This window comes from Pseudomonas sp. B21-041, assembly GCF_024748675.1.
Lineage (GTDB): Bacteria > Pseudomonadota > Gammaproteobacteria > Pseudomonadales > Pseudomonadaceae > Aquipseudomonas > Aquipseudomonas neuropathica.
In genome coordinates, this window is the sequence record NZ_CP087175.1 from 3,648,784 (window position 1) to 3,670,521 (window position 21,738).

Sequence of the window (21,738 nt, forward strand, 5' to 3'; positions counted from 1 at the left end):
ACGCACAGGAACGGGATAAATCGGCTGAAAAGCGTTTATCCGTCAACTCAAAAAGGACAATCTCTAGCGACCACAATCGCGCCACCTCGCCCACCGAGCGCGTGCTGTTGAGCAGGAAATTGCGCGCCGCGTGCATCCTGCGTTCGAGCACCCGCTCACTAACGGGCATGTGCCGAAGCAGCCGCCCTCACCCTAGCCCTCTCCCTCAGGAGAGGGGACCGATTGGGGGATATTGCCGATGAACGCCGACGTGCAATAGCGCCGGTGAATCCAATACCGTCAAGCATTGTCGATGCCCGCGTAATCGACACGACCTGTCAGTTCGATGCGTAACGCAAGACGCCTCGGTCGGTTCCCTCTCCCCGAGGACAGGGGACCGATTGGGGGATATTGGCGATGAACGCCGATGTGCAATAGCGCCGGTGAATCCAATACCGCCAAGCATTGCCGATGCCCGCGTAATCAACGCGACCTGTCAGTTCGATGCATAACGCAAGACGCCTCGGTCGGCTCCCTCTCCCTCCGGGAGAGGGCTGGGGTGAGGGGCTGCCGTTGCAGCGTCGAGCTCGGCTTACAAGGTGTAGGAAATCCCCACCTGCACGGTTCTTGGTGAACCTGGATAGGCGTAGACGTTACCGAACGCGCCCTCTTCATAATCGCGGTCAAACAGGTTTTTCAGGTCAAGGTTGAGCCGCACTTTCTCGTTGACCTTGTAGAAGCCGAGCAGGTCGACAACGGTGTAACTGTCCATCGAGAACGCGGTATTGGCGGTTTGCCCGGCACGCTGGTCGACATACTTGAGTCCGGTGCCCAGGCCCAGGCCTTTTAGCGCACCGTCCTGAAACTCGTAGACGTTGAGCAGGCTGAAGCTGTTTTGCGGAATGTTCATCAGGCGCGTGCCAGAGCGGATCACATTGTCCTTGGTCACCTCGGCATCGACGTAGGCGTAGCCGCCGATCACTCGCCACTCGGGTGTCAGGTTGCCGGCGACGTTCAGGTCGAAACCATGGCTGCGCACTTCTCCGGCGGCGACGTTGAAGGTCGAGTCAACCGGGTCAGTGGTCAGCACATTGCGTTTTTCGATCTGGTAGATCGCCGCATCCACGCTCAACTGATGGTCCAGCGCTTCCCACTTGATGCCCATTTCGTAGGACTTGCCCTTCTCCGGTGCGAAGCCTCCGCCCGTACGACTCGCGCCGGTATTGGGTTTGAACGAGCGCGCCGTGTCGGCATAGATCGCCAGGGTCTCGGTCAGGTCGTAGGTCACGCCGATGCGCGGGGTCACCGCGTTGTCACTGGCCTGCCAGTTTTTGCCGCCCGGCACATAGGTTTCATAGTCGTGCTCGAAACGCTCAAAACGTGCGCCGGCCAAGACCTTCAGACGCTCGGTCAACGCGACCTGATCCTGCACAAACGCGGCGTAAGTCTTGAGGTTTTCCTTGTCGTGGGTTGGCGTGCGCGTCAGTGCCGGACGCGGCTGGCCGTAGACCGGATCGAAGATGTCGATCGGGTAGGCGCCGACCGCGCCGCTGGAGCGCTGAATGATCGACTTGTAGTCATAATCTTCATACTCAATGCCGGTCAACAAGGTGTGCTGCAAACCACCAGTGCTGAAATGCCCGGTCAGATTGAGCTGCGTGTCCTTGTCGGTCCATTCCAGTTTGCGGTAGTTGAAGTTGCGCCCCAGGGTTCGACCGTCATCGGCAATGCCGTTGGCCTCGATCGCATTGCCCTCAAGCGAACCGTCGAGCCACTGGAAACCACCGCCCAGCGTCCAGTCATCATTGAGCAGATGTTCGAAACGCAGTTGCGCCATGTTGTTGTCGTTGTGCAATTTGCCGGCGTCTTTTTCGCCGAAAAACGTGTCACGCGAGGCGGTGCCGATCTGCTTGGCGTAACGCGTCACGCCGCGATCCAGCGGATGATTGTTGCGCATGAAATCACCCTCGAAGATCACCCGGGTGGCATCGCTGGCCTGCCAGGTCAGCACTGGCGTGATGCCGTAGCGCTCAGTCTCGACGTGATCGCGGAAGGTATCGCCGCCCTCACCCACCACGTTGAGTCGATAGGCCAGGCGCCCCTCTTCATCCAGCGGGCCGGAGGCGTCCAGGGTGCCGCGCTTCATGCCTTGATCATTCAACTGACTGCCCAACGTGACCGTGCGCTCGGCCAACGGCTGCTTGGACACAACGTTGAAGGTGCCGCCGGGATCGCCACGGCCGTAGAGCATCGTCGCCGGCCCGCGCAGAACTTCCAGACGCTCGATGGTGTTGGCATCGGGCATGTTCGGGTAGCCGCGATTGATCGGGAAGCCGTTGCGGTAGAACTCGCCGGTGGTGAAACCGCGCACGGTGAACGTCGTCAGGCCCTGCCCGCCAAAATTGTTCGCCCGGCCGACGCCGCCGGCATAGTCCAGCGCATCTTGCAGACGCGTGGCGCCGAGGTCTTCGACAGCATCCTTGGTGACCACGCTGATCGATTGCGGGGTTTCATGGATCGAGGTGTCGGTACGGGTGGCACTGGCAGAACGTGTGGCGCGGTAACCCTGCACCGGGCCGTCAGCCCGTTCGTAATCCGCTGTACCGACCACGTCGGTCGCCTCCAGCTCTAGCGCTGCGGGTGTTGAATCGGCCTGTTCGGCCCATGAGGAAGGGGACAACGCCTGCAGCACGCAAATTGAAAGCAGAGTACGACGCATGAAATGAAAACCTTACGAATAGGCCAGAACGAAGGGTAAAACCGCCAGCAAAACGCGGCGATGGTATACCAAGCGTTCCGTTATTGAAACTTATTCCCATTCGTATATCTAACCGATCGAGTGCCGACAGGTAGGTCATCCATTGCGTCGCACAAAAACCTTGGTCAAACGTGCAATAGTTGTTTCGTCATCGCCATCGAGGTCTGCAGCGACTGCCCGGTACGCTGCAATTTGTTCAGCAAACTGGCGCCCAACCACAGCTGATAAAGGGTTTCCGCCAGATGCCGGGCGTCGCCTGCGGGCAGGCTGTTTTCGGCCTGGCCCTGCTCGATGCACAGAGTGATGCGCGCCACCACTTGCTCGGCGCCATCGCGCAAGGTCAGGCGCATCGACTCCGACAGGTCGGCGACTTCGGCACTGAGTTTCACCACCAGACACTCATCTCCGTGGCCTTCGAGGGTGCAGCGGTTCTGCCAGCCCTGCCAGTAATCCATCAGCCGCTCATAGGCGCTCAGCCCCGGCAGCGTCAGGCGCCGTTCCATGTCGGCGAGATAGCCGACGAAGTAATCCGCCAGCAACGCCTGACCGTACAACTCTTTGGATTTGAAGTAGTGATAGAACGAGCCCTTGGGCACACCGGCGGTTTGCAGGATTTCGTTGAGGCCGACACTGGTGAAGCCCTTCTCAGCCATCATCCGGTGGCCGGTGTCGAGCAAGTGTTGGCGGGTGTCGTCGTAGGTCGCTTTCATCGGGCGCACATTACCAGGCAATAGACCAGTCGTATATTTGGAGGAACGGAAGTTTGCCATACCTGTCGATGAAAAACCGCAGGATAAAAAATTACTAGACGACTGGTCTAATTGGAATCTATGCTGCGCCCCGACAAACGTTTTCTGACCGGTGTTGCCGATGTGCGAATCCTTCGCCCAATCGAAGACACCTGATCGACTCAAGGTGCTCTATGAAAATCCTGATGGTTTTGACTTCCCACGATCAACTCGGCGACACCGGCAAGAAAACCGGCTTCTGGCTGGAAGAATTCGCCGCGCCCTACTACGCCTTCAAGGACGCCGGCGCCGACGTCACCCTGGTTTCGCCAGCCGGTGGCCAGCCGCCGCTCGACCCGAAAAGCGATGAGCCTGATGCTCAAACCGCCGAGACCGATCGCTTCCGCCAGGACCCGGCCGCACAACAGGCACTGGCCAACACCGGCCGCTTGGCCGACGTCAGCGCTGATGACTTTGATGCCGTGTTTTACCCGGGTGGCCATGGCCCGCTGTGGGATCTGGCCGAAGACAAGCAGTCGATCGCGTTGATCGAAGCGTTTGACCGCGCCAACAAACCCCATGGTTTTGTCTGCCATGCACCGGGTGTATTGCGTCATGTCCTTACCGCTGACGGCAAACCGCTGGTGCAGCATCGCCAGGTCACCGGTTTCACCAACGCCGAAGAAGAGGCAGTCGGCCTGACGGACGTGGTGCCGTTCCTGATCGAAGACGAGTTCCAGCGTCTCGGCGGTTATTACTCGAAAGTCGCTGACTGGCAGGTTCATGTGGTCGCCGACGGGCAACTGGTCACTGGCCAGAATCCGGCCAGTTCCGCCGCCGTCGCCGAGAAACTGCTGAAGATGCTCGGCTAAAACCTCGAACAACCCTTCCAAACGCCGGGTGCGTGTTGCCCGGCGTTATTTTTTCGCCCAGCCAATAGACGACTGGTCTAATAAACCACGAGCAAGGTCATTCATGAACCACAGCAGTTTCTTCACCCCCGCCAAACTGGGTCATCACACCCTGAAAAACCGTATCGTCCTGCCGCCTCTCACCCGTCAGCGCAGCACGCAACCGGGCAATATCGCCAACGAGCTGATGGCCGAGTATTACCAACAGCGCGCCGGCGCCGGTCTGCTGGTCACCGAAGGCACACAAATCGAACCTCGTGGCCAGGGTTATGCATGGACGCCGGGCATTCATACGCCTGAGCAAATCGCCGGTTGGCGCAAAGTCACCGACGCCGTGCATGCCGTGGACGGGGTGATTTTCGCCCAGTTGTGGCACGTTGGCCGTGTCTCGCACACCGCGTTGCAGCCCAACGGCGCAGCTCCGGTTTCAGCCTCCGCCGTGGCCACCGACCGCGTCAGCGTGTTTATCGAAACCACGCCCGGTGCCGGTGAACTGGTTCCACCGTCAGCACCTCGCGCACTGAGCACTGATGAAGTTCAAGAACTGGTGCAGCTGTATATCCAGGCTGCGCGCAACGCCATGGACGCGGGTTTCGATGGCATCGAATTGCACTGCGCCAACGGTTATCTGGTCAACCAGTTCATCTCGGCCCACAGCAATCTGCGCACCGATCAGTACGGCGGCTCGCTGGACAATCGCCTGCGTTTTCTGCGCGAAGTGGTGGCCGGTGTTGCCGAATGCATCGGCAAGGAAAAAGTCGGCGTGCGCTTCGCCCCGCTGTTCACCACCACTGATGAAGCGCGGACCTATTTGGGCATGGTCGAGGAAGACCCGCACACGACTTACATCGAAGCGATCAAAGTGCTGCAGGACGTGGGCATCGCCTATCTGTCGATCGCAGAAGCCGATTGGGACAACGCCCCGGCGATGCCGTTGACGTTTCGTCAGGCCGTGCGCGCAACCTTCAGCGGCGCGATCATTTACGCCGGGCGCTATACCGCCGAATCCGGGGTGCAACTGCTCGACTCCGGGCTGGCAGACTTCGTCGCTTTCGGCCGCCCGTTCATGGCCAACCCCGACCTGCCGGCGCGTATTGCCAATGACTGGCCGTTGAACGCGCTGAACCCGGCGACGGTGTATGGCGGCAACGCCGAGGGCTATGTGGATTACCCCGTTTATCCCGGCTAACCCTTTCCACGCGGCGTCAAGCGCTCCCGCAACAGCGGGAGCGTTCATCCGAGTCGTAGTGAAAGCCCTTGTGGGAGCGAGCCTGCTCGCGAAAGCGGCGTGTCAGTCAGCCAAAATGTTGAATGTGACGACGCCTTCGCGAGCAGGCTCGCTCCCGCAGGGGAGATCTGAGTATTCAGGCTGGTGAGATACGATTCGCCAATACCCGGAATCACGCAATTCACCGCACAAAAACCTATACACAGACTACAATCTGTACAACTATCTGGACTTAGCACTTAAACGTCCACGCGGCAGCCTGCTGCCCTTACGCTGAATTCGTGAAATGAACAAAACCCGTCGGCTGTGCCTGGTATTGGGTGACCAGTTATCGTTTGATCTGGCGTCATTGGCCGGTCTGGATAGCGAACACGACCGTGTGCTGATGGTCGAGGTTATGGAAGAAGCCACCCATGTCGCCCATCACCCGCAGAAGATCGCGCTGATTTTCAGTGCCATGCGTCACTTTGCTCAGGCGCTGGAGAAACAGGGCATCCAGGTGCATTACGTGGCCCTCGACGACCCGCAGAACAGCGGTTCGGTGCCCGGCGAGCTGAAGCGCTGGCAGACTTTGTTGCAGGCCAGCGAGTTGCACGTGACGGAGTGCGGAGACTGGCGCCTGGAGCAATCGCTCAAAGCATGTGGTGTGCCGATCCACTGGCACGCGGATGGCCGCTTCCTGTGCAGCCGCGATGAGTTTAGCGCTTGGGCCGCAGGCAAAAAACAGTTGCGCATGGAGTTCTTCTACCGCGAGATGCGCCGCAAAAGTCGCCTGTTGCTCAACGGTGACGGCACGCCGGTCGGCGGCGCGTGGAACTTTGACGCCGAGAATCGCAAAGCTTTGCCGAAAACCGTCAAGGCACCCTACCCGGCCGGTTTTGCCAACGATGCAATCACCGTCGAAGTCCTCGCCTTGGTAAAACACCGTTTCGCCAGTCATTACGGCAGTCTGGAGGACTTCAACTATCCGGTGACGCACGCCGATGCCCAGGCGCTCTGGGCGTACTTTCTCGACTACGCCCTGGCCGGCTTCGGCGACTATCAGGACGCCATGGCCAGCGACGAGCCGTTTCTGTTCCATGCGCGCATCAGCGCGGCGCTGAACATTGGCCTGCTCGACCTGCGCCAGCTCTGCGCTGATGTGGAGTCGGCCTATTGGTCCGGCAGCATCGCGCTGAATGCTGCCGAAGGTTTCATCCGCCAACTGATCGGCTGGCGCGAATATGTCCGAGGCGTTTACTGGCTGCACATGCCCGAGTACGCCGAAGGCAATGCATTTGCCAACCAGCGGCCATTGCCGAAGTTCTACTGGACCGCTGCAACCAAAATGAATTGCATGCGCCAGGCCATCGGCCAAAGCCTCAAACACGCCTACGCCCATCACATCCAGCGCCTGATGGTCACTGGCAATTTCGCCCTGCTCGCCGGCATCGCGCCGAAGCAGATCTGTGAATGGTATCTGGCGATTTACATGGACGCGTTCGATTGGGTCGAACTGCCTAACACCCTCGGCATGGTCATGCACGCCGATGGCGGTTACCTCGGTTCCAAGCCTTATTGCGCCAGCGGCCAGTACATCAACCGGATGTCCGACTACTGTCGCGACTGTGCTTACTCGGTGCGCGAAACCACGGCCGACAACGCCTGCCCGTTCAACGCCCTGTACTGGCATTTCCTGATGCGCCACGCCGACCTTCTACGGGGCAATCAGCGCATGGCGATGATGTACAAAAACCTCGACCGCATGCCGCCAGCCAAACAACAGGCACTGTGGCAACGCGGCCAACAGTTGCTCGACACGCTGGATAACGGCGACTCGTTATGAAAACGCACGCGCCCGTGCCCCGCGTGCAACTTAAACAGGGCGCCCCGGGTCAATGGCTCACAAAGCTTACGAAGCAACCTGGGTGTTCGCTTGAAACACGCCGATTGAACGCAGACCAATAATCAAGGCATGAGGGGTGGATATCCTGAAACAGCTTACTCGCGAGGAGCTTGAGTCCGAGGTCACGCGCCTGCGCCTGGCCGTCAAAGCGACCTGCGACGCCGTCTGGGACTGGGATCTGACAACCCATCAGATTGTCTGGAACGACGCGTTGGAACAGGCGTACGGCTATGCTCCCAGCGCCATCGAACCGACGTGTGACTGGCGCTTTGCGCAGATCCACCAGCAGGATCGCGCGCGGGTAGAGACTTCGATTCGGGCGGCGATGGCGGGCACAGGCACCACCTGGAGTGCCGAGTACCGCTTCCGCTGTCAGGACGGATCCTACGCCGAGGTGCTCGACCGCGGGCATCTGATCCGCAATGCCGACGGCAAAGCCGAACGCATGGTCGGGGCCATGCTCGACCTGACCCGTTCGCGCAGTGCCGAAACCGCACTGCGCAAAAGTGAAGAGCGCTTCAGCACCATTCTGGAAACCATCGAAGCCGCCTTCGCCATCGTCAAAGTCAAATTCGACGCCGACGACTACCCCATCGATTACTGCTTCGTTGAAGCCAACCCGGCGTTCGAGCGTCAGGCCGGGGTCAACCTGCGGGGCAAGTGGGTCACCGAGTTTGCGCCCAACCTGGAGAAATTCTGGTTCGAGACCTACGGCCACGTCGCCAAGACCGGCGAGCCGGCCAACTTCGAGAACTACGCCAACACCTTCGAACGCTGGTTCGACGTACGCGCCGTCCGTGTCGGTGACCCGGCCGATCGGCAGATTGCGATCTTCTTCAGCGACGTCACCGAGCGCCGCGACGCGCAGGAACGCTTGCGCGTCAGCGAGGCGATTGCTCGGGAAAACGTCGAACGGGTCCAACTCGCCTTGGCCGCCGGCGCCATTATCGGCACTTGGCACTGGCACTTGCCCACCGATCGTTTCTACGTCGACGAAGCTTTCGCCCGGGTCTTCAACCTTGACCCGGCACTGGGCCGTGACGGTCTGAGCCTGGAGCAAGTGGTAGTCACCGTGCACCCCGATGACCGCGAGGGGCTGACAGTGGCAATCAATGACGCCCTTGCCCGCGGTGGCGCCTATTCGCACCAGTACCGAGTGCGCGGCGGGGATGGCAAATACACTTGGATCGAAGCCAACGGACGCGTCGAATGCACCGAGGACGGCACGCCTTTACGCTTTCCCGGCGTGCTGATCGATGTCGAAGACCGGCGCAATGTCGAAGACGAACGCGACCGGGTCACCGCCGCTTTAAAAGCGCTCAACGACACACTGGAACAACGGGTCTCGGCGCGCACCACAGAACTGATGCAGGCCGAAGAGAAGTTGCGCCAATCGCAGAAAATGGAAGCCGTCGGGCAACTCACCGGCGGTCTGGCCCATGACTTCAACAACCTGCTGGCGGGGATCTGTGCCTCTCTGGAGCTGATGGAAAAACGCATCGCCCAAGGTCGTCTGAAGGACATCGACAAATACATGCTGATCGCCCAGGACGCCGCCAAACGCGCGACCGCCCTGACCCATCGCCTGCTGGCGTTCTCCCGCCGGCAGACCCTCGATCCACGGCCGACTGAAGTCAACGCGCTGATTGCCGGCATGACCGAACTGATCCAGCGCACCGTCGGCCCGAGCATTCGCCTGAAAACGGTCGTTGCCGCCGATCTGTGGCCGGCGCTGGTCGATGCCAGCCAACTGGAAAACGCTTTGCTCAACCTGTGCATCAACGCCCGTGATGCGATGCCCGATGGCGGCAGCATCACCGTCGAAACCGCCAATCGAACCTTGGATGCTGAATCAGCGCGCATACGGGAGATGCCCGAAGGGCAATACCTGTGCCTGTCGGTTGCAGACACCGGTACCGGTATGAGTGCGGAGGTCATGGCCAAGGCCTTCGACCCGTTTTTCACCACCAAACCACTGGGCCAGGGCACCGGGCTGGGGCTGTCGATGATCTACGGTTTCACCAAGCAATCCGGCGGGCAGGTGCGGGTGCAGTCGACCGTGGGGCAAGGCACCATCATCTGCATTTACCTGCCGCGCTACCCCGGCGAAACGCAGCGCAATCACGATGACACGCAAAACTCGGCAACCCTGCCGGCAAAGGCCGGTGAGACCATCCTGATTGTCGACGACGAACCCACCGTTCGAACGCTGCTCAAAGACGTGCTGAACGACCTCGGCTACAACCTGCTCGAAGCGGCCGACAGCGTTGAGGGACTGGAAGTATTGCGTTCCAGCGCGCACATCGATTTGCTCATCACCGATGTCGGCTTGCCGGGCGGCATGAACGGCCGGCAGATGGCCGATGCGGGCCGGGAAATCAGGCCGAGGCTGAAGACTTTGTTCATCACTGGGTACGCGGAAAATTCAGTGATCGGCAACGGTCAGCTCGGCCCGGGCATGCAGGTACTGACCAAACCGTTTGCCGTCGACACGCTGGTGTCACGAGTCGGTGGCCTGCTGTCCATCGACGTTGAGTGAGGGTTGCGCAGCGGATGTCATGAACCTGTTGCGCCCTGCCGTTTTCGCTTGATACAGCGCTTGGTCGGCGCACTCGATCAGAGCGCTCACCGGCTCCAGGTACGGACCGTGCGCAACGGCGATGCCGATGCTCAGGCTCACACGAGCCACCGGACTGGTGGGGTGGGCAATGTTGGCTTGCTGCAGGCGCTCGATAATCAACTGCGCCACCACCGCAGCGCCGCCCATATCGGTGTCGGGCATGATCACGGCGAACTCTTCGCCGCCGTAGCGCGCCACCAGGTCCGACGGTCGCCGCACACACTCATCCAGCACGCTACCGACGGTTTGCAGACAAGCGTCGCCGGCAACATGCCCGAAGGCATCATTGAAGCGCTTGAAATAGTCGATATCGATCATCAGCAAGGCCAGTGACGAACCGTCGCGCTTTGCCCGACGCGCCTCTGTGGCCAGGGTCTGGTCGAAGCAGCGCCGATTCGCCAGCCCGGTCAGCGCATCCTTCATGGCCAACAACTCGAGTTGCCGATTGGAGCCGAGCAACTGCTGCTGAGCGATGCGCAGTTCGCCTTCAACCTGGGTCCGGCGCCGAATATCGAGGATCAAGAACCAACCGATCAGACCGGTGAGCCCCAACAGCCCTGCCACCACCACCGCCGACAGCAGTGCCTCGGTTCGCCACGCCTTGAGCGCTTCACGCTTGCCGATGGCGACCGTGGTGATCAGTGGCAACTTCTCACTTTTGCGGAAGGCGTAGAGGCGTTCGACGCCATCCAGGCTGGAGGTATAAGACGCGGTGCCGACCGATTGATCGACCAGGTACTTGGCGTAGATCGGCGACTTGGAAAAGTTGCGGCCCATGTCCTGCTCGCGGAAGGGATAGCGCACCAGCAACGTGCCGTCGGTATAGGACAAACCGATGGCACCGTCCTGGCCGATGTCGAGTTTGCCGAACAGGCGCAGAAAGTTTTCCACGCCCAGCGTCACGGCCACAACCCCGGCGAACTCGCCGCGATCATCATTGAAACGGCGGCTGACGGTGATCACCCACTCCTGATTGGAACGGCTGCGGATCGGTGGCCCGATAAAGGGTTCGCGGCTCGGATCGGCGCGATGATGAATGAAATAGGCTCGATCAATACTGCTAGCACCGACCGGAATCGGCCGGTTCGACGACATCAGCCAATGACCATCTCGGTCATAGATGGTGATACCGCTCATTTGTGGCATCAACGGTTGCTGGCGGTTGATCAGCGCACTCAGGCGCTGGATCTGCGTGGGGCCACTGCCTTCGGTTTCCAGGCGTTCGACCAGCCCGAGCAACAGCAGCGAACTTTGCCGGACAATGCCTTCGGAATAGGTCTCGAGTGCCTGGGTCAGGTTCAACCCGTGCACGTTGACTTCCTCCAGCGCGCGATCGCGCGAAGACAGCACTTTCCAGATGGTCAGCGACGCCAGGGAGCAGCCGATGACCAGCAGCAAGAGGATGACGAGGTGGGTATCACGCTTCACGAAAGTACCTAATGGAAAGTCCGGTTTCCGGTTCCGGCCGTTACTGATTCAAGGCAATAACAGCGGTCGTATGTCCTCGACCGGCGCAAGGATACAAGTAGCGCGTCGAACGTGCAGCAACCGTATGACGGAACGTCGTTTTCAGCCCCTTGGCGTTGTTTCGCAACGACACAGCCGTGGCCTGCAACTTATATTCACGGGCGCAGGTCATTAGGCTTGCTGAGGTTGAATCCATCCGCAAACCTCGAACATTGAAGACACCGCCGTGGCCGCTGACCTCGATCGCCGCAACAACCTGTCACTGGACAGCCTGAACTTTTTCCTCGCCGACGTGCGCGACGGCCTCGGCCCCTATCTGGCCATCTATCTGTTGGCGGTGCATCACTGGGAGCCGGCCAGCATTGGTCTGGTGATGACCATCGCCGGGGTCGCAGCGCTGATCACCCAGACACCCGCCGGTGCCTGGGTCGACAACAGCCGGCGCAAACGTGCGTTGATTGCGATCGCCGCGCTGGTGGTGACCGGAAGCTGCCTGGTGCTGCCGTTCGTGACGTCGTTCACTTGGGTGGCGCTGACGCAAACCTTGAGCGCAATGGCCGCCTCGATATTCGCCCCGGCCATTTGTGCGATTACCCTGGGCATGACCGGGCCACGGGCGTTCACTCGGCGAACCGGGCGCAACGAAACCTTCAATCATGCCGGCAATGCCTGCGCCGCACTGCTGGCCGGTATATTTGCCTACCTGTTCGGCCCGGTCGCAGTGTTCTATCTGATGGCGGCCATGGCTTTGGCCAGTGTCATTGCCATCACCTGCGTTTCGCCAGCAGCCATCGACCATGATCTGGCGCGCGGACTGGATCCAGCCGACGCCTGCCACCGCCAGCCTTCCGGTTTGTCGGTGCTGCTGAGCAACCGGCCGCTGTTGCTGTTCGCCATTTGCTGTGCGCTGTTCCACCTCGCCAATGCGGCGATGTTGCCGTTGTTGAGTCAAAAACTCGCGCAAGCCAATTTGCAGATGGCCACCCCGCTGACCTCGGCCTGCATCGTCGCGGCGCAACTGGTGATGGTGCCGGCGGCATTACTGGTCGGGGCGAAAGCCGATCTATGGGGACGCAAGCCGCTGCTGCTGGCCGGATTCCTGATCCTGCCCTTGCGCGGCGTGCTTTATACGCTGTCGGACGACGCCTATTGGCTGGTCGCGGTGCAACTGCTCGACGGCGTCGGCGCCGGTCTGTTCGGCGCCTTGTTTCCGATCATGGTCAAAGACCTCACCCAGGGCACCGGCCACTTCAACGTCAGCCTCGGCGCACTGACCACGGTGTTCGGGCTGGGCGCGGCGCTGAGCAACGGCCTCGCCGGACTCGTCGTGCAAGAGGCCGGTTACAGCGCGGCGTTTCTGACCCTGGCCGCTATTGCGGCGGTGGCGGTTGTGTTGCTCGCGATCGGTGTTCCGGAAACTCAGCGCAGTGGCGGGCGGGCTGAGACCGGGGTGGTCGAGGCCAGCGCTGAATCCTCAGCGTAATCCATATCGCGTCCCTGCCCTCTCATCGCCGCCAAATCGTGTTTGCGCGGCATTAAAAATCCAGGACTCAGTGGATCAGGCAAGCAATCCAGAGGAATGCACTTCGGCGCCGAGGCGCTGATCGAGAGAATGTTCGTGCACAGGCTCAGACGAATAAACCCTCAATCGCAAGGACATTCCAGTGAAAGGTTTTTGCTTGGCCTTCGGGCTGCTCTTCAGTACTTTTTCAGCCATGGGAGCCGATATGTCGAACGGCGCAGACAACTTCTACACCAGCGATAAAGTGACCGTGGAAAAGGTCACCTTCAAGAACCAGTACGGAATGAAGGTCGCAGGCAATCTGTTCAGCCTGAAGAACCTTGACCCACAGTCAAAAAATGCCGCGATCATCGTCGGCCACCCGATGGGCGCAGTTAAGGAGCAAAGTGCCAATCTCTACGCCACCAAAATGGCCGAACAAGGCTTTGTCACGCTGTCGTTCGACCTGTCCTTCTGGGGCGAAAGCGAGGGCCTGCCACGCCAATCGGTTGCGCCGGACATTTATGCCGAAGACTTCAGCGCGGCGGTGGACTTTCTCGGCACTCGCCCACTGGTCGATCGCGAACGTATCGGCGTTATCGGTATTTGCGGCAGCGGCAGCTTCGCCATCAGTGCCGCCAAGATCGACCCACGTTTGAAGGCGATTGCCACCGTCAGCATGTACGACATGGGTGCTGCCAACCGCAACGGCCTCAAACATTCGCTCACGCCAGCGCAACGCCAATCGATCATTGAACAGGCGGCGCAGCAGCGTGACGCGCAGTCCTGGGGCGGCCCGGTCCGCTACACCGGCGGCACACCGCTCAAGCTCACTGGCAATGCCGTGGGTGACGAGTTCTACGATTTCTACCGTACCCCGCGTGGCCAGGTCACTCCGGCCGGTGCTTCGCCGCAGACCACCACCATGCCGACGCTGATCAGCAATGTGAAGTTCATGAACTTCTACCCGTTCAATGACATCGAGAGCATCTCCCCGCGCCCGCTGCTGTTCATCGCAGGTGCTCAGGCGCACTCCCGCGAGTTCAGTGAAGACGCGTACCAGCGCGCGGCCGAACCCAAAGAGCTGCTGATCATTCCAGGGGCCGGCCATGTCGACTTGTACGACCGGGTCAACCTGATTCCCTTCGCCAAATTGACCACGTTTTTCAGCCAAAACCTGAAGTAACGCCATCGTAGCGCTGCCAGCGCTTTAAAGCGCAGACACGACAAAGCCTGCTTTTCAGGGCAGGCTTTTCGTTTGCAGCACGTCAGCTTACTTCTGCTGAGCCGTCAACGCCGAATAGCTGTTCATCAGGTTGCGGTAGTTGGGGATGCGCTGCGACAGCAGATTGCCCAACCCTTCAATGTCGTTGCGCCAGTCGCGGTGCAGCTCACACGCCACCGAAAACCAGTTCATCATCTGTGCGCCGGCCTGAGTCATGCGACTCCATGCAGCCTGTTGCACTGTGGTGTTGAAAGTGCCGGAAGCGTCGGTCACCACAAACACCTCAAACCCTTCTGCCAGCGCCGACAAGGTCGGGAACGCTACGCACACATCCGTCACCACACCGGCAATGATGATCTGCTTGCGGCCAGTGGCTTTGATCGCCTTGACGAAGTCTTCGTTGTCCCAGGCGTTGATCTGGCCTGGACGAGCGATGTACGGCGCGTCCGGGAACATCTCTTTCAGCTCTGGCACCAGCGGGCCGTTCGGGCCTTGTTCAAAACTGGTGGTGAGGATGGTCGGCAGCTCAAAGAACTTGGCCAGATCCGCCAGGGCCAGCACATTGTTCTTGAACTCGTTCGGCGAGAAGTCCTGCACCAGCGAAATCAGACCGGTCTGGTGGTCGACCAGCAGCACGATAGCGTCGTCTTTGTTCAGGCGGTTGTAGGTTGGAGTGGTCATGGTGTGCGTCCCTTTTCAATGTTGGAAAGTTGTTGTTGCGTTCAAGTTGTGTACAGGTTACTGACGCATCGGAAAGGGATAAATCGGTTGAAATGGGTTTCACCGTCAACCTGAACAGGACAATTCAACGACGGTGTTCTCTTCGTTCCCACGTTGAAGCCAGCAAATTCAGGGTTATTAGCTAATAACACCTTCATTAAACCGTCGCTCAAACGTTGTACTAGGATAGGATCCAAGTCTGCGGTTTTTCGTCGACCAAGGAGATCGTCGACAGGGCTGCAGACGTTTTTGAATTAACGCCTCTCAGGGATGACACGCATATGAATTCACACTTGTTCCCCCACATCGGCAAGGTCATCGCCAGCACCGGCAGCCGGCACTTTCCGCGCATGCTGCATGACCTGATCCTGACGCAACTGGCGGTCGACGCCACGCACATCCGGCAGATGCGTGTCGAACCGGTGAGCCGCACGTCGAGCCGCAGTGAGCCGGAGCCACTGAAAGAGCCGGCCCTGCTCGCCGAAACGGTGTTTTCCGAACACAGTGCGGCGGCTCACCATTTACAGAATCCGCCGGCCGCGACCAGCGCGGACGCTTCGCAACTGCACCTGACCCGACGCAAGGACGGCTACCGCTACGTGATTTCGGTGTACCGCAACGGCGAGTCGCAACGCTTTTCCGCGCAGGAGCGCAGCCTGTTGCAGGACATCTCCCCGGTGCTGCTGCCGATGGTGGAAAAGCACATCAACGCCTTGCAACCGACCACTCCTGATCCGCAGACCACGTCCGAAGCAGCCGAAGGTAGCGGCCTGGAAACCTTGCGGTTGCGCTTTGATGAGCGCCTGGAGCAACTGGGGCTGAGCCTGTCCAACCGCGAAACTGAAGTCTGCGTCGGCCTGCTCGCCGGCCGCACGGCGCCGGAACTGGCGGAGCAATTGGCGTTGAAGGTCAACACCGTAGAGAGTTATCTGAAACGCGCGGCGATCAAGTTGGGCATCAGCGGGCGGCATTCGTTGATGCGCTGGATGTATTCGCCGTTGGAGACGTTGGCGTCGAGTGCGGCTTGATACACCGGGATTAGCGAAGGCTTGGCTTTTTTGGTGGTGTCAGTGAGATTCCCCCCTCACCCCAGCCCTCTCCCCCCAAGGGGGGCGAGGGGGAAAGGGAGCCGATTTTTGTGGTTTTCAAAACCTGAGTTCGACTCGGTAGTTCACGTCGGTGCATCTTCAGCAAACACCGCGGTCAGTCCCCTCTCCCTCTGGGAGAGGGTTAGGGTGAGGGCACTCCCGCGACGTGCTCCAATGCCTGATTCACCGCCAACTCCCCCAACATCACCACTTGCGCAATACCCAACAAGGTCTGGCGATGCGGCCCCTCCAGCATCCCGGCAAAATCACACAACATGACCGAGGCCGAGGCCAGCGATTCATAGGCTTCAACGAGCAGGGTTTCGTCGTCGACGGTGGGGTCGATCAGGTAGATCTTGCCGGTTTTGCGGGTGGGTTTTGAGGTTTTGAGCGCGGAAGGATTGAGGTAGAAATTGATCGCCCGTTCTGTGGCCTCTTTGATGTTTTGAGGTTCCAGTGCGGCGTCGTAGGGGATCGGGTCGGTGTCCGGAGGGTTCGGCGTAACTTTGAACATATTCATCTAATTCCTGAAATAGGGCCGCGACCGTTCTCTACTAAAAGAAGGGTGGCGGCTGTGCACAGGTTAGTAGACCGGTGGAATTAGCAAGACCGGCGCGCCCGAGGGCGCCCTGCGCACAACCACCATTGAGTGCAGGCAGAGACGCACCTGACTAAATGGAACTCATGCACTTACTAATACCAATCGGGCTACTAAACCCGACCACTGATAGGCAGTGGCAGGGAAACGATAGAGCCCATGGGATAAGCGCACAAGCCGGCGGATTCTGGCGTACGCGTAGGTAACGACGCAAGGTGTTGTAGGCGGTATGACGTAACGGTTCGTGTAATTTAAACGGGCAATCGGCGTTGTGTTTATTGATGGAAATTCTGGATGGCGGTGGTTCGAGGTTTTGCGGTGTGTCAGTGGGATTTACCCCCTCACCTGATCTGGTCAAACGATACTGGACACGGTTATAGGGTTTAGGTCATTTCTCATGCTGCCAAGGCTTCCATTGCTACCGGAGTCCGATATCCGTTGTAACTGTGCAGCCTGATCCGATTGTAATAGTGGGTCAGGTAGCGCAACACATCGGTGCTGGCTTCGTCTTCGTTTCGGTAACCAGCCTTGGGTATCCATTCAGATTTCAAACTGCCAAAGAAACGTTCCATCGGAGCGTTATCCCAGCAGTTTCCCCGTCGACTCATGCTTTGTTTTATGCGCATGTCCGCCAGCGTTTCACGAAACACTTTACTGCTGTAATGACAGCCCTGATCCGAATGGAACATTAGGTTTTCAGGGCGTCCTCGCGACTCGAAAGCCATCTTTAACGCTCGACAGGTCAGAGCTGAATCCGGACTTCTGGACATCGCCCAGCCGACGATGCGGCGGGCATGCAGATCAAGTACAGCAGCCAGATAAACCCAGTAAGTACCGGCCCAAATGTAAGTCACGTCGCCACACCACACTCGATTGGGGGCCTCGACATTGAATTTACGCTCCAAATGATTGGGGGCGTATTGCGCCTCCGCACCGCTGGGTTTGTACCGATGCCTGCGCCGTTGCTGGCTCTTCAAACCGAGCTCGCGCATCAGGCTACGAGCCATGTAACGACCTACCGACTCTTTTTCGTTACACAGCGCTTTTGACAGGCTGCGCGCGCCCATTGAGCCGCGACTTTGCTCATGTAATTCGGCAGCCTTGATCTTTAGGCGATCGCGCCCGACATGCACTTTCGCCCGCTGTTTCAGACGCTCGTAATAACTGCTGCGGTTGATGCCAAACACGCCACACAACTCGGATCTTGGATATTGCTCGCTTAACTCCTCGACCAGCCTTACCGATCGAGGGAATCCGACATCAAGAGAGCTGTAGCCTTTTTTAAAATTTCCTTCTCGCGCTCAATCCGTCGAATTGTTGCTTCCAGTTCTTGGATGCGTTGTTGGTCAACGGTCATGGCCTTGGACTTCTCAGGCGTCTTGCCGCTGCGCTCCGCACGCAGTTGTTCAACCCAGCGACGCAGAGCTGTAGGGCCCACGCCCATTGCTTCGCAGGCTTCACTCACCGAATAGTCTTTATCCAAAACCAGGCAAGCCGCATCCCGTTTGAAATCTGTCGAAAAATATCGTCTGGTCAAATCACACCTCGTCGTTGGGCGTAGATTAACGCCCTTTAGGGGTGTCCAGAATCATTAAGCCAGATCAACCCCAGCCCTCTCCCCCAGGGGGGGGCGAGGGGGAAAGGGAGCCGATCTTTGTGCTGTTCAAAACCTGAGTTTGGCTCGGTATCCCACGTCGGTGTACCTCGAAAGAACACCGAGATCAGTCCCCTCTCCCTCTGGGAGAGGGTTAGGGTGAGGGCAATCCCGCGACGTGCTCCAATGCCTGATTCACCGGTAATTCCCCCAACATCACGACCTGTGCAATGCCCAGCAGATTTGATGAGGGTCAGCCCTTAATCCCGCGCCAACGCCTCAATCGGATCAAGCCGCGAAGCATTCCGCGCCGGCACAAAGCCAAACACAATCCCGATCAACGTCGAACACACCACCGCCGTCAACACCGACCCCAGCGAGAACACCATCTCCCACTCCTTGATAAAAACCGAAAACAAATGCCCGATGGCATACGACAAGGAAATGCCAATCGCCCCGCCCAACAAACAGACCATCACCGCCTCCACCAGAAACTGCTGACGAATGTCCGACTGCCGCGCCCCCACCGCCATCCGAATACCGATCTCGCGGGTCCGTTCGGTCACCGACACCAGCATGATGTTCATCACCCCGATACCGCCGACCACCAGGGAAATCACCGCAATCAGCGACAGCAGCAACGCCAGTGAGCGGCTGGTTTTCTGCACGGTCTGCAAGACGCTGTCGAGGTTGTTGGTGAAGAAATCCTTGGTGCCGTGGCGTTGCAGCAGCAGTTGGGTGACGTGTTCTTCCACCACTTTGCTCGGCTGGCCGTCCTTCATGCGCACGCTGATGCTGTCCAGATAACGCTGGCCCAACACCCGCCCGGCGGCGGTTTCGTAGGGCACCCAGACGTTGAGGGTCTTGCCCGAGGCAAACAGGCTTTTATCCTGCGCGGCCACGCCGATCACTGTGCACGGCAGGTTGCCGATCAAAATCACCTGGCCTAACGGGTCAACATCCTGCCCGAACAGACGCTGCCGGGTGTTGTGATCGATAACCACCACCTGCGCCTGCCGCCGCGCATCGCTTTCGCTGAACGGGATGCCGGCGGCCATTTTGATCCCGCGCACTTTGAAGTACTGATCGCTGACGCCGTTGACCTGCGCATCCAGATCGATATTGCGATAACGCAACAACAGACTGCGGCCAATCATCGGCGTGGCGCTGTCGACGTAGTACAACTGATTCAGCGCGGTGACGTCGGCCGGCGTCAGGGTTTCAATGGCGGCGGCACGTTTGTCGCCATAACTGCTGCCGGGATAGACATCGATGGTATTGCTGCCAATCGCCGCAATGTCCTTGAGCACGTAGTTCTTCGCGCCCTCCCCGACCGCCGAAATCGACACTACGGAAGTGATGCCAATGACGATGCCGAGCATGGTCAGTAAGGTGCGCATGCGATGGGAAATCAAAGCCACCCAGGCCATGGCGAACGCTTCTTTGAATAGCCCGAGACTGGCGACCAGGCGACGCGAAGCGTTGGCTTTCGGTGCCACCGGTTCTTCGCTGAGCAGGTGCGTGGTATCGCGTTCGTTGCTGCGGTCGCTGAGGATTTCGCCGTCGCTGACTTCGATGATGCGCTCGGCATTGGCCGCCACTTTCGGGTCGTGAGTGACCAGAATCACCGTGTGCCCCGCCGCGTGCAGCTCCAGCAGGATGCGCATGACCTCCTTGCCGCTGGCCGTGTCGAGGGCGCCGGTCGGTTCGTCGGCGAGGATCACTTCGCCGCCGTTCATCAAGGCGCGGGCGATACTCACTCGCTGTTGCTGACCGCCGGAGAGCTGGCTCGGCCGATGCGTCAAATGGCCTTCCAGACCCAGTCGCGCCAACAACTCACGGGCACGGGCATGGCGTTGAAGCTGTGGCGTACCGGCGTATATCGCCGGCATCTCGACGTTGTGCATCGCGCTCAAATGCGGCAGCAAGTGGTAACGCTGGAAGATGAAACCAAAGTAATCGCGGCGCAGCTCGGCCAGGGCCTGATTGTCCAGATCGCGGGTTTCCTGGCCGTTGATCCTGTAGCTGCCGGCGGTGGCGTAATCGAGGCAACCGAGGATGTTCATCAGCGTCGATTTGCCGGAACCGGAGGCACCAATGATCGCCACCATTTCCCCGGCATTGATCGTCAGATTGATGTTGTTCAGCGCGAGAAACTCGCGGTCGCCAGCGGTGAAACTGCGGGTGATGCCGGTCAGCTGTAGCAGTGGCTCAGTCATGCTCAGGCCCCCGCCACATTGTTCACCGGATCACCGATCACCACGCGGTCGCCTTCTGCCAGACCGGTGTTGATCTGCACTTTGACGTTGTTGTTGATCCCGGTCTGCACATTGCGCGACTGCGCGTGGCCCTTGGCGTCGAGCACCCGTACCGGAAAACTGCCATCGGCATTGCGCGGGCCGAGCGCCGCCACCGGCACGGTCAGCACCGACTTGGCGGTGTCGAGGATAATGCGCACCTGCGCGGTCATCGAGATGCGCAGGCGATGATCGGGATTGGGCACCTCGAACAACGCGTTGTAGAACACCGCGCTGCTTTGCTTAGGCGTGCCAGCGGGCGGTGTTTCAAGAAAGTTCTGCGGCGCCGGGTCCGTGCCGCGCAGTTTCGCGTAGTAGCGTTTGTCCTCGCCGAGAATGGTGAAATACACCTCTTGCCCCGGGGCGATGTGAATCACGTCGGCTTCGGACACCTGTGCCTTGACCGTCATGGTGTCCAGATCCGCCAGTTTCAGCAGGACCGGTGCCAATTGGCTGGCGATCACGGTCTGGCCTTCCTGAGTGACCACGCCGACCACATCGCCATCAATCGGCGCAACAATCCGTGTGTAGGCCAGATTGACCTTGGCCGTGTCGATCTGGATGTGCGCGCTTTTGATCTGCGCATCCAGCGACATCAGATTGGCCTGTTGCACCTGATAATCCGACTCGGCGTTTTCAAAGTCCTGGCGCGAGATCGACGCGTCGTCCTGCAAGTTCTTGTAGCGCTCGTAAATCGCTTTGGTCTGCCTGAGCTGAGCCTGGGTCGCACGTTTTTGCGCTTGCAGGTTTTCCTCATCAACCTGGGCCTGGCGCAAAGTGTTCTGCAACACCAGCGGATCGATTTCCGCCAGCCACTGCCCTTTCTTCACCTTGTCGCCAACCTTGACCTTGAGCGACTTCAATTGCCCCGACACTTGCGCGCCGACGTCCACTTGCTTGATGCCTTCGAGCAACCCGGTGGCGAGCACCGCGTTTTCAATGTCACTGCGTTCCACCGGCGCGGTCAGGTATTGCGGCGCCTCGGCCGGTGCCTGCACCGTGTAGAACGCCAATCCCGCTACTGCCACTAACGCCAAACCCATACCGACTTTGCGCAACTTCGACTTTTCCATAAATGACCACAAGTCCGTTCAGGGGTGAACCCGGCCAGCGGCCGGGCTCTGGTAGATAAACAACAA

15 protein-coding genes are annotated in these 21,738 nt (G+C 59.4%); 7 read left to right on the forward strand and 8 right to left on the reverse strand.

Translation table 11 applies throughout. The features are described from left to right. Nucleotides 1-571: 571 nt before the first annotated feature. Nucleotides 572-2,698: a TonB-dependent siderophore receptor gene (locus LOY43_RS16135; RefSeq protein ID WP_258708367.1), complete on the reverse strand. Its 2,127-nt coding sequence runs from the start codon at nt 2,696-2,698 to the stop codon at nt 572-574. 164 nt (nt 2,699-2,862) lie between these two features. Beyond that, on the reverse strand, nt 2,863-3,447 hold the full coding sequence (locus LOY43_RS16140; RefSeq protein WP_095126626.1) for a TetR/AcrR family transcriptional regulator: 585 nt from the start codon (nt 3,445-3,447) through the stop codon (nt 2,863-2,865). 212 nt (nt 3,448-3,659) lie between these two features. Between LOY43_RS16140 and LOY43_RS16145 the strand changes: the two genes are divergently transcribed. The 4 genes from LOY43_RS16145 (at nt 3,660) to LOY43_RS16160 (ending at nt 10,028) form a co-directional block, all read left to right on the forward strand. Next, the gene (locus tag LOY43_RS16145) at nt 3,660-4,337 is read left to right on the forward strand and encodes a type 1 glutamine amidotransferase domain-containing protein (protein WP_258708368.1); all 678 of its coding nucleotides are present in this window, start codon (nt 3,660-3,662) and stop codon (nt 4,335-4,337) included. Nucleotides 4,338-4,440: 103 nt separating this feature from the next. Then, on the forward strand, nt 4,441-5,565 hold the full coding sequence (locus LOY43_RS16150) for an alkene reductase (RefSeq protein WP_258708369.1): 1,125 nt from the start codon (nt 4,441-4,443) through the stop codon (nt 5,563-5,565). Between the two features lie 325 nt (nt 5,566-5,890). Next, nucleotides 5,891-7,429 (forward strand): cryptochrome/photolyase family protein, encoded by a 1,539-nt coding sequence (locus LOY43_RS16155; protein ID WP_258708370.1) that lies wholly within the window; start codon nt 5,891-5,893, stop codon nt 7,427-7,429. 136 nt (nt 7,430-7,565) lie between these two features. Next, nucleotides 7,566-10,028 carry a hybrid sensor histidine kinase/response regulator gene (locus tag LOY43_RS16160; protein WP_258708371.1) on the forward strand — a complete coding sequence of 821 codons (2,463 nt, stop codon included), beginning with the start codon at nt 7,566-7,568 and terminating at the stop codon, nt 10,026-10,028. On the opposite strand, the gene LOY43_RS16165 is transcribed toward LOY43_RS16160, so the two are convergent. After that, nucleotides 9,990-11,537 (reverse strand): sensor domain-containing diguanylate cyclase, encoded by a 1,548-nt coding sequence (locus tag LOY43_RS16165; RefSeq protein WP_258708372.1) that lies wholly within the window; start codon nt 11,535-11,537, stop codon nt 9,990-9,992. The genes LOY43_RS16160 and LOY43_RS16165 overlap by 39 nt on opposite strands. Before the next feature lie 265 nt (nt 11,538-11,802). On the opposite strand from LOY43_RS16165, the gene LOY43_RS16170 reads away from it, so the two are divergent. Together LOY43_RS16170 and LOY43_RS16175 are read left to right on the forward strand one after the other, a co-directional pair. Beyond that, nucleotides 11,803-13,059 (forward strand): MFS transporter, encoded by a 1,257-nt coding sequence (locus LOY43_RS16170; RefSeq protein ID WP_258708373.1) that lies wholly within the window; start codon nt 11,803-11,805, stop codon nt 13,057-13,059. 181 nt (nt 13,060-13,240) lie between these two features. Then, nucleotides 13,241-14,263, forward strand: a complete 1,023-nt coding sequence (locus tag LOY43_RS16175; RefSeq protein WP_095126621.1) for an alpha/beta hydrolase — start codon at nt 13,241-13,243, stop codon at nt 14,261-14,263. Between the two features lie 87 nt (nt 14,264-14,350). Here LOY43_RS16175 and ycaC read toward each other — a convergent pair whose 3' ends face one another. Further along, entirely contained in the window at nt 14,351-14,983 is a 633-nt protein-coding gene (ycaC, locus tag LOY43_RS16180; RefSeq protein WP_007915995.1) for an isochorismate family cysteine hydrolase YcaC, read from the reverse strand. Between the two features lie 320 nt (nt 14,984-15,303). On the opposite strand from ycaC, the gene LOY43_RS16185 reads away from it, so the two are divergent. Continuing rightward, nucleotides 15,304-16,050 (forward strand): response regulator transcription factor, encoded by a 747-nt coding sequence (locus tag LOY43_RS16185; protein ID WP_258708374.1) that lies wholly within the window; start codon nt 15,304-15,306, stop codon nt 16,048-16,050. A 202-nt stretch (nt 16,051-16,252) separates the two neighbouring features. On the opposite strand, the gene LOY43_RS16190 is transcribed toward LOY43_RS16185, so the two are convergent. From LOY43_RS16190 to macA, 4 genes are all read right to left on the reverse strand, one after another. Beyond that, a complete protein-coding gene (locus tag LOY43_RS16190) occupies nt 16,253-16,624 on the reverse strand; it encodes a DUF6124 family protein (protein WP_258709938.1) in 372 nt (123 codons plus the stop codon). Between the two features lie 479 nt (nt 16,625-17,103). Further along, a protein-coding gene (locus LOY43_RS16195; RefSeq protein WP_408980807.1) for an IS3 family transposase occupies nt 17,104-18,245 on the reverse strand; the annotation gives its coding sequence in 2 pieces (ribosomal slippage) (nt 17,104-17,984 and nt 17,984-18,245; 1,143 coding nt in all). A gap of 317 nt (nt 18,246-18,562) precedes the next feature. Beyond that, a complete protein-coding gene (locus LOY43_RS16200; RefSeq protein ID WP_258708376.1) occupies nt 18,563-20,521 on the reverse strand; it encodes a MacB family efflux pump subunit in 1,959 nt (652 codons plus the stop codon). A 2-nt stretch (nt 20,522-20,523) separates the two neighbouring features. Continuing rightward, complete coding sequence (gene macA, locus LOY43_RS16205) at nt 20,524-21,672, reverse strand: macrolide transporter subunit MacA (RefSeq protein WP_258708377.1); 1,149 nt, start codon at nt 21,670-21,672, stop codon at nt 20,524-20,526. Between the last annotated feature and the right edge of the window lie 66 nt (nt 21,673-21,738).